At 64.6% G+C, this 8759-nt stretch carries 9 protein-coding genes; 8 read left to right on the forward strand and 1 reads right to left on the reverse strand.

The annotated features are described in order from the left end of the window. Positions 1-295 precede the first annotated feature (295 nt). The gene (locus ENJ37_08585; GenBank protein ID HHL40549.1) at positions 296-1516 is read right to left on the reverse strand and encodes a hypothetical protein; all 1221 of its coding nucleotides are present in this window, start codon (positions 1514-1516) and stop codon (positions 296-298) included. 360 nt (positions 1517-1876) lie between these two features. Here ENJ37_08585 and ENJ37_08590 point away from each other — a divergent pair, with 360 nt between their 5' ends. The 8 genes from ENJ37_08590 (at position 1877) to ENJ37_08625 (ending at position 8588) form a co-directional block, all read left to right on the forward strand. Further along, on the forward strand, positions 1877-2626 hold the full coding sequence (locus ENJ37_08590) for a hypothetical protein (GenBank protein ID HHL40550.1): 750 nt from the start codon (positions 1877-1879) through the stop codon (positions 2624-2626). Continuing rightward, positions 2619-3059, forward strand: coding sequence for a hypothetical protein (locus ENJ37_08595; protein ID HHL40551.1), 441 nt, complete (start codon positions 2619-2621; stop codon positions 3057-3059). Before ENJ37_08590 ends, ENJ37_08595 begins: the two co-directional genes overlap by 8 nt. Before the next feature lie 246 nt (positions 3060-3305). Continuing rightward, positions 3306-4094, forward strand: coding sequence for a hypothetical protein (locus ENJ37_08600; protein ID HHL40552.1), 789 nt, complete (start codon positions 3306-3308; stop codon positions 4092-4094). After that, a complete protein-coding gene (locus ENJ37_08605; GenBank protein ID HHL40553.1) occupies positions 4091-4630 on the forward strand; it encodes a TlpA family protein disulfide reductase in 540 nt (179 codons plus the stop codon). Before ENJ37_08600 ends, ENJ37_08605 begins: the two co-directional genes overlap by 4 nt. A gap of 37 nt (positions 4631-4667) precedes the next feature. Next, a complete protein-coding gene (locus ENJ37_08610) occupies positions 4668-5207 on the forward strand; it encodes a TlpA family protein disulfide reductase (GenBank protein HHL40554.1) in 540 nt (179 codons plus the stop codon). A gap of 25 nt (positions 5208-5232) precedes the next feature. After that, positions 5233-5928 carry a hypothetical protein gene (locus tag ENJ37_08615; GenBank protein HHL40555.1) on the forward strand — a complete coding sequence of 232 codons (696 nt, stop codon included), beginning with the start codon at positions 5233-5235 and terminating at the stop codon, positions 5926-5928. 186 nt (positions 5929-6114) lie between these two features. Next, the gene (locus ENJ37_08620; protein ID HHL40556.1) at positions 6115-7845 is read left to right on the forward strand and encodes an adenosylcobalamin-dependent ribonucleoside-diphosphate reductase; all 1731 of its coding nucleotides are present in this window, start codon (positions 6115-6117) and stop codon (positions 7843-7845) included. Positions 7846-7925: 80 nt separating this feature from the next. Beyond that, the gene (locus ENJ37_08625) at positions 7926-8588 is read left to right on the forward strand and encodes a ribulose-phosphate 3-epimerase (protein HHL40557.1); all 663 of its coding nucleotides are present in this window, start codon (positions 7926-7928) and stop codon (positions 8586-8588) included. The last annotated feature ends 171 nt before the right edge of the window (positions 8589-8759 follow it).

The following is an 8759-nucleotide window of genomic DNA, read 5'->3' on the forward strand; positions in this document are numbered from 1 at the left end:
CTCTGATTAATTACCCTGGGGGAAACTTTCTGTAGAAAGTTTCCCCCAGACCCCCTTCAAAGACTTTTAATTCCCTGCGGATCATCCCGATTTTGCAAGCAAAATCGGGATGATCCGCAGGGCGTTAAAAGTTTTTGGAGGGAGTCTGAGGGAACCTTTTTACAAAAAATGTTCCCTCAGTGCAATAAATCAGAGTTTCCTTAGGGTCCGGGCCGCGGGCCTGTTTTCCGTCGTGAAAGGGGTTCTTCTCGCAAGGGCCCCTTTTTTGTTTGGGCGCCATGGCGAAGGGTCTTTTTTACGGTATGTCCCTGAAGAAGTCGTAGGCGTCCACCCAGGCGATCCCTCTGTAGCCGGCCCGCGTCATGACGGCCACCAGGTCCCCCTTCTCCACGGCGTCGTAGACCCTCGGCGAGGCGGGAAGCCGCGCCGGTCTCCGTCTGCCCACCCAGGGGGAGACGACGAGGTAGCGGCCGGCGTCGTCCCTGGCGATGATCTTCACCACGTAGGTCCTTCTCGGCGAGTCGTCGAGAAGTCCGTTGGAGAGGACGAACCAGCCCGTTCCCAGGGCCGTGTAGGCGGCGGCGCTGAGGACGGCGGCCGTGAAGAAGAGGTGCGCAGCGCGGGGGGCGGCGCGGAGGCGCCGGTGGAGGATGGCCCAGGTGATGAGTGTGAGCGCCGCCGCCGCGGGCAGCGTGTGGCGCGCCGCGGCGCCGAAGAGCTCGCCCCTGTCGGCGGCGCAGTAGTTGAGGTTTCCGTAGAGGGCCATGGCCAGGCCCGCCGCCATGAGGGCGGCAAAGGGGAGGGAGAGCAGCGCCATGGTCCGTCCGAAGGCGGCCGGGCCGGCCGCCGCCTCCTCTTCGGCGCTTCCCGCCCCCTCCAGGGCCGATGCGACGGCCGAGAGGGCCCGCAGCGCCCCTTCGAGCCACGGACCGTCCACATTCCGGGGCCCGCTCCAGCGATAAGAGACCTCGACCTCACCGGCGCGCACATCGAGTCCGTCGGCGCCGCCGTCTACAAAGAGCGCCCTCAGGGCTTCCCGCACGGCGGGCTCCGTCAGCAAGGTCCGCACATGCCCGCCCTGCGCCCCCTCGACGGCGCAGAGGACGTCGAGGGCGGCGTCGCCGGTGACGGCGCCTCCGCCAGCAAGCCCCGCGAGAGCGCCCAGGCGGTCCACGAAGTCCCTGCGCCTTACGGAGAGCCCCTCCATGGCCCGGCCGCTGCGGCAGCGGAGAACGACGGCCGCCGGCGCAAGGCGCGCCCCCGCCGAGGGCCGCAGGCCGAGGCCCTTGAGCAAGGGGCGCTCGAAGCGGCAGACAAAGGACCTCTCCCCGAACTCGCCCTCCATGACCGCGCCCTCCGCCGTCGCCCTCACCTCGGCCCCCACGGCGGCCGCAGCCGCGGCCGGCTCGCCGCGGGCCCTTGCGCGCCAGCGCATCCACAGGGCTGCCGCAAGCACCGCAAGGGCCGCTACGGCCACGGCCGCCCATGAAAAGGCGAATGTCTCCTCCATCATCATCGCGTCTTGCGCCCTCCCCGGGCTGGGGGAAACTTTCTGTAGAAAGTTTCCCCCAGACCCCCTTCAAAGACTTTCAATTCCCTGCGGATCACCCCGATTTTGCTTGCAAAATCGGGGTGATCCGCAGGGCGTTAAAAGTTTTTGGAGGGAGTCTGAGGGAACCGTGGGTCTGTGACCCTTTTACAAAAGGTTCCCTCAGGGTAATAAACCGGAGCTTCCCTAAAATACTTCGTCCGAAGGCGGCCGAGGCTTTAGCGCCGCCGCTGCGGCAGGTTCCTCTTGTATATGGCGTCGATCTGCGCTAAACTTGTAGATGTCATGAGGAAAGGCGGCAGCGGGCTCCTTTGGGGCCTTTTTATATTGCTCTTTCTCTGGGCGGCTCAGGCCGCGGCGGCGGAGCGCGCCGACGGGGACCTCGAGATCGGAAGGATGAGGGTGGCGGTCTGGCCCGAATACGACTCCACGGGCGTGCTCTTCATCTACGACGGCCGTTTCAAGGACCCCGGCGTCTTTCCCGCGGAGACCGTCTTCCTGCTGCCGCCGGGTTCGGTGCTCAGCGACGTGTGCAGCCTCTCGCCCAAAGGCCAGCACTTCTGTCAGCTCTACAGGCAGAAAAGACTCGGCGACCACGACGAGGTAAGCGTAAAGCTCCCCTATCCGAACTTCTACCTGAGCTTCCATACCGAGCCCTTCGGCGAAGAGGGCGAGCTGCGCCGTCTCGACCACGTCATAAAGATAAACCACAGGGTGGACGAGCTCGAGGTCGACGTGCAGAGCCCGCTTCGGGCCGAGGACTTCACCGTCGTCGAGCCCCCGGGCCTCGAGGTCTCCACACGCAGGGGATTCGACCACTACAGTCGCGTCTTCTCCGGCCTTGAGCCGGGCGACGAGCTCAGGGTTTCGCTCCGCTACACCAAGAAGGACCGGCGGCCGTCGGTGGACATAAAGTACTCGCCCATGCGCTCCATGGAGAAGATGTCGGACACGCCCCCTCCCTACGAGGTGAAACGCATTGCCGGGAGGGTCGTCTACATGGCGGCGGGGCTCGGTCTCATCGTCCTCGCGGGGCTGGGCTACCTCCTCCTCAAAGGCGGCAAGGGCCATGGGTAGACCGGCTCCAGCGGCCGCCGCGGCCTCCGTGCTGCTGCTCTTTCTGTACGCGGCTGCGGCCCGGGCCCTGACCGTGCAGGAGGTGGCCCACGAGCTGGAGTGCCCCTGCGACTGTCCGCTCGTGCTCGAAGACTGCAACATGAGCTGCGGGCTCGACTGGAAGGACGAGATCGGCGAGGCCATAAAGGCGGGAAAGACGAAGGACGAAATAATCCGCGACTTCATGGACCGCTACGGCGAGGCCTGCCGCATAACGCCCATGCGCAGGATCAGGGGCAAGATATACCAGTACACCCGCGGCTTCGACACAATGGACTGGGTCGTGCTCTGGGGAGGAGCCGCGCTCTGGACGGCGGCCCTCTTCGCGGGAGTTGCGCTCCTCGTGCGCAGGTTCTCGAAAAAAAAGGAGGGGAGTAAGGAAGGCTCTGATTAATTACCCTGAGGGAACCTTTTTGTAAAAAGGTTCCCTCAGACTCCCTCCAAAAACTTTTAACGCCCTGCGGATCACCCCGATTTTGCTTGCAAAATCGGGGTGATCCGCAGGGCATTGAAAGTCTTTGAAGGGGGTCTGGGGGAAACTTTCTACAGAAAGTTTCCCCCAGAGTGATTAATTAGACCTTCCATAAAGTTTCCTTAAGAGAACGCGGTGAGAAAGTTTCTCGTTTCAGCGGTCCTGTTCATGATCGTCGTCCTTTTCGTTGCGGCCGTGGCCTTCCTCTTCCTCGTGGACACGGCGCCACTTACGCGGGGGCAGTACCTGAGGACGTACGCCAGGCTGACGGTTTTCAAGTACACGGGGCTCATGGAGCCCGGCGAGTGGGAGACGGCGGTTCTGTACAGGTGGAGCTGCACGGGCCTGTGCCACGGCGCCGAGCCTATCGAGACGTCGCGCCATACGGCCAAGGAGTGGGACGAGATAATCGACAGGATGATAAGGAGAAACGGCGCCTTCATAAACGAGCGCGAGGCCCGCGTCATATCGTCCTACCTCCTCAAGAACTTCGCAAGCAACGTGCCGACCATACTGTCGCCGTCGGCCAACAAGTTTCTCAAGAGCTACCTCTGGAAGAGCGACTTCGGCGAGAACGACCTCTACGTCGACGTGGTCTACACGCCGCCCGGCTACGACGAGATACTGCGCGGTTTCATCGACGCCGAGCGCTACGACCTGAAAGGCAAGCTCGTCTTCCGGGTCTACTTCAACACCCACCAGGGCAAGCTCGACCCCTTCGACCTCATGAAGATGGCGGAGCTGCGCGATTCCGAGGGCCGCGGCTACCGGCCCCTGGACTGGAAGGTGACTTACGAGAGCGGAGACAAGCATCACAGGGAAGGCATCCTCAGGTTCGAGCGCGCGCCCATGGGTGAGTCCATGGAGCTGGTCATGCGGGGGCTGCCGGGCCGCAGGGAGAGGGTCTTTTACTGGAAGCTGCCCATACCGCCGTTTGAAAAGGGAGATAAGCGATGAGACTGCTTTCAGCGGGGACGCCGCTGCGGCTGCTGGCGGCCTTCGTCGTCGCGGCCGCGCTCCTTGTGCAGGCAGGCTGCGATGACGGCGGACGGGAGAGTCCGCTGCGAAAGAACCTGCCCAACGAGGGGGACCCGGCCCCGGACTTTACGCTCAGGAGCTTCGACGGCGAAGAGATCGCCCTTTCCACCCTCAAGGGCTCGCCGGTGGTGCTCAACTTCTGGGCCTCCTGGTGCGGGCCCTGCCGCTCCGAGGCCGAAGACCTGGAAAAGGTATGGCAGGAGTTCCGCGGCTCCGGCGTGCGTTTCATAGGCGTGGCCATCCAGGATACGGAAGAGAAGGCGACGGCCTTCATCGAGGAGTTCGGCCTCACCTACCCGAACGGCCTCGACGATTCGGGAGAGATAGCGGCGGCCTACAAGATATACGGCGTGCCCAAGACCTTCGTAATCGACCGGCAGGGACGTTTCTCCTACATACACATGGGCGCCATAAAGGCCGCCATACTGGTGGAAGCGATAAAGGAGGTCCTTTGACGGGGGCTTCCGTCACGGGGGATCAGCGCGGGGAGGCGTGAAGATGCGCGTCATCGCCATACTCTCGGTCCTGTGTTCGCTCCTTCTGGGGTGCGACACCGGAGGAGGCGGGCCCGGCGTGCTGGCTACGGGCCGGGCGCCGGACTTCACGCTCACCCTCACCACCGGCGAGAAGGTGACGAAGCGGGACTTCGCGGGCAGGCCCCTGGTGCTGGTCTTCATGGCCGAGTGGTGTCCCTGCTCCAACGAGTCTGCGCCGGTCTTCAAGGAGGCCTACGAGAGGTACCACCCCCGGGGGGTCGAGTTCCTCCTCATAGGCTTCCAGGACTCGCGCTCCAAGTTCCGGCGGTTCGTCGAGAGGGAGCGTTTCCCCTTCCCCGCAGGCTACGACGAGGGCGACGCCATAGGCGCAAGCTACGGCGTCAACGCCCCGCCCACGACCTTCTTCATCGGCCCCGACGGCGCGATCCGCAATGCCTACTACGGCAAGATCGACGACATCAACGTGCTCGTCACCTGGATAGAACAGCTCCTCGACGAGCCCCCGGCCGGAGCCGGGGGGACGGGCGGGGCGTGAGGCGGGGGAGGGAGCGGATACGACCATGGCGCCCGGTTACTTTGAGACCTTTTTCGGCGGATTCGCCGCGTTCTTTTCGGTCTGGCAGCTCTGCATATTCCAGGTAACGCCCTTTTACATCGCCTTCATGGTGGCGGCCCGCCTCCTTTCGCGCCGGGGCGGCCGGGGGAGCTCGGGCGCGGTCCTCGCGGTGACCGCCTTGGGCCTTGCCGTCTCTTTCAGCCTCGTCTTCGGTATCATGGGGGTGCCCCACGTGGGCGTGGGCGGTGTGATACTGAGAAACCTCAAGCTCTTGAAGCTGCTCGCCGGCGCCTTCATCATCGTTAGCGCCGCGGTGCTCATGCTGCCGGCCCTCAGGGTCGGCGTCGGCGTCCGGACGGCCGCCGCGCTTTCACCCCTCGCCGGCGCGGCCTTCGCCATCGGATACTCGCCCTGCATCTCGCCCGCCCTGGCGGCGGCTCTCAACTTCGCAAGGAGCCCGGACGGAGGCGGCAGGGGGCTTGTGCTGGTCGTCCTTTACGGCGCCGGCATGGCGGCGGCGCTCACGCTCACAGGCGCGGCCTTCATGGCCGCGGCCGGATGGCTTGCGGCCCGCAGGCGCACCGCAAGGGTGCCCGCCGCCGGTCTCGTCGCCGCCGCCGCCGTCTACATGACCATGGGCGTTCTGCTCGTCACGGGACTGATGCTGCGCTACAAGGCCTTTCTGGTGAACTTTTTCTGACGGCCGCCGGCGGGCCGGCGAAGCCGTGATCGATTGCCCTGGGGGAAACTTTCTGTGGAAGGGCCACAGGCCCACGTTTCCGTCAGTGCAATAAATCAGAGTTTCCCAAAAAGTTTCCGCGGGGAGATTGATCGGGCTTTCCCTGAGTTGTGGGCGGGCCGCAGCGGAGGCCGGAGGAGATACCCTTTGGAGAGCCGTTTCAGCGCCGCCGCCATGGCGGTCCTCGAAAGGCGTTACCTCGCCCGGGACGAATCGGGCGAGGTGGTGGAGACGCCGGAGGAGATGTTCCGCCGCGTGGCGGCCAACGTGGCGTCGGCCGAGAGAAAGTGGGGCGGCGGGGACGAAGCGGCCCGCTGGGAAGGGCTCTTTTTCGAGGCCATGAGCGGGCTCGAGTTCCTCCCCAACTCGCCGACGCTCATGAACGCAGGGCGCACGCTCCAGCAGCTCGCCGCCTGTTTCGTCCTTCCCGTGGAGGACTCCATCGAGTCCATCTTCGAGGCCGTGAAGCTCGCGGCCGTCATCCACCAGTCCGGCGGCGGCACGGGCTTTTCCTTCAGCCGCCTGAGACCGGAGAACGACATCGTGAGCTCCACCGGCGGGCTCTCGAGCGGCCCCCTCTCCTTCATGCGGGTCTTCGACGCCGCCACCGACGCCATCCGCCAGGGAGGGGCGCGCCGGGGCGCCAACATGGCCGTGCTGAGCATAGACCACCCCGACGTGGAGAAGTTCATAAGGGCCAAGGGCAGCCCCGGCGAGTTCCACAACTTCAACCTCTCGGTGGCCGTGACCGACGCCTTCATGGAGACGGCGCGAACCGGCGGGGAACACCGTCTCGTAAACCCGCGCACCGGCGAGCAGGCGGCCGTGAAGGATGCGGCCGGGCTCCTCGAGCTCCTCTGCCGCAACGCCTGGGAGTGCGGAGAGCCCGGCGTGCTCTTCATGGACGCCGTCAACAGGGCGAACCCCACGCCGCGGACAGGGACCATCGAGGCGACCAACCCCTGCGGCGAGCAGCCGCTCCTCCCCTACGAGGCATGCAACCTGGGCTCCATCAACCTATCGCGCATGGTGCGAAACGGGCCGGCCGGGCCGGAGATAGACTACCGGCGGCTCGGAGAGCTCACGGAGCTCGCCGTGCGCTTCCTCGACGACGTGATCGAGGTCAACCGCTACCCGGCCCCTCCCATAGAGGCGGCCACGAGGCTCAACAGAAAGATCGGCCTCGGTGTCATGGGCCTTGCCGACATGTTCATAAGACTCGGCCTCGTCTACGGGAGCGACGAGAGCCTCTCGGTGGCCGGGGAGCTCATGACCTTCATAGGCGAACGCGCCAGGGCGGCCTCCCGCGCCCTCGCCTCCAGCCGCGGCCCGTTCCCCAACTTCAGGGGCAGCATATACGACCGGCCCGGCGCCCGTCCCCTGCGAAACGCCACGGTCACGACCATCGCGCCCACCGGCACGCTCAGCATCATCGCCGGCGTGAGCTCCGGCATAGAGCCCCTTTACGCCGTAAGCTACAGGAGGCGGATGCTCGACGACCTTGAGATGGAGCTTGTGAGCCCGCTCTTCGTCGAAACCGCCGAAAAGGGAGGGTTTCTGAGCGAAGACCTGGTGAAACATATCGAGGCCGGCGGTTCGATAAGAGAGAGGCCGGACGTGCCCGACGAGGTGAAGAGACTCTTCGTGACGGCTCTTGAGGTCGACCCGCTCGATCACGTGCGGATGCAGGCCGCCTTCCAGCGCCACACGGACAACGCCGTGAGCAAGACGGTCAACCTGCCTGACAGCGCGACGGTCGAAGACGTAAGGCGCGTGGTCGTCACGGCCCACGAGCTCGGGTGCAAGGGTGTGACCGTGTACCGCAGCGGAACGCGGGCGGGCCAGGTGCTGGCCTGCCAGGGGGCGCGGCCCTGCTGAGAGGCGCCGGGGGGAACCTTTTGCAGAAGGTCCCCCCGGGGTAATCGGTCGGAATTTTCCGAAAATACAAGGGGGGATACATGAAGAAGATTGCGCCATCGATCCTTTCGGCCGACTTCACCGTGCTCGCCGACGAGCTCACGGCGGTGGAGACGGCCAAGGCCGACTATATCCACATCGACGTCATGGACGGACGCTTCGTGCCCAACATAACGATCGGACCCTTCGTGGTCGAGGCCGTGCGCCGGGCGACGACGCTTCCGCTGGACGTGCACCTCATGATAGAGGAGCCCGAGCGTTACGCGGGCGCCTTCGCCAAGGCCGGGGCCGACATCATAACCATACACGTCGAGGCGACGGCCCATCTGCACAAGGCCGTGCAGGCCGTAAAAGAGCAGGGCGTGAGCGCTGGAGTCGCCGTGAACCCCGGCACACCCCTGTCGGCCGTGGAAGAGATCATAGGGTACGCCGACCTGCTGCTCGTCATGTCGGTCAACCCGGGCTTCAGCGGCCAGGATTTCATAGAGCCCGTGCTCCAGAAGGTGGCCCGCGCAAGGGAGATGCTCGACGGACGGGGCCTTAAGGCCGAGCTCGAGGTGGACGGCGGCATAAAGCTCGGCAACATCAAGGCCGTCTCCGACGCCGGGGCCGACGTGTTCGTGGCGGGCTCGGCCGTCTTCGGAAGCGACGACTACAAAAAGACTATCCGGGCCATGAAAAAGGAGATAACTCCAAGGCGATGAGCGCCGACAGCGGCCGCTGTCCTTGAAAAAAGACCTCCCCTGTGGTTTAATGTTAAGGAAGCTCTGATTAATTGCACTGAGGGAACCTTTTTGTAAAAAGGTTCCCTCAGACTCCCTCCAAAAACTTTTAACGCCCTGCGGTTCATCCCGATTTTGCAAGCAAAATCGGGA

The organism is Deltaproteobacteria bacterium, from assembly GCA_011375175.1.
Taxonomy (GTDB): domain Bacteria; phylum Desulfobacterota; class GWC2-55-46; order GWC2-55-46; family DRME01; genus DRME01.

Excerpts from the sequence above, each read along its gene's own strand:
- ENJ37_08625 (HHL40557.1), top strand. The coding sequence starts at position 7,926 with ATGAAGAAGATTGCGCCATCGATCCTTTCGGCCGACTTCACCGTGCTC.
- ENJ37_08600 (HHL40552.1), top strand. The coding sequence starts at position 3,306 with ATGATCGTCGTCCTTTTCGTTGCGGCCGTGGCCTTCCTCTTCCTCGTG.
- ENJ37_08595 (HHL40551.1), top strand. The coding sequence starts at position 2,619 with ATGGGTAGACCGGCTCCAGCGGCCGCCGCGGCCTCCGTGCTGCTGCTC.
- ENJ37_08585 (HHL40549.1), bottom strand. The coding sequence starts at position 1,516 with ATGATGATGGAGGAGACATTCGCCTTTTCATGGGCGGCCGTGGCCGTA.
- ENJ37_08605 (HHL40553.1), top strand. The coding sequence starts at position 4,091 with ATGAGACTGCTTTCAGCGGGGACGCCGCTGCGGCTGCTGGCGGCCTTC.
- ENJ37_08615 (HHL40555.1), top strand. The coding sequence starts at position 5,233 with ATGGCGCCCGGTTACTTTGAGACCTTTTTCGGCGGATTCGCCGCGTTC.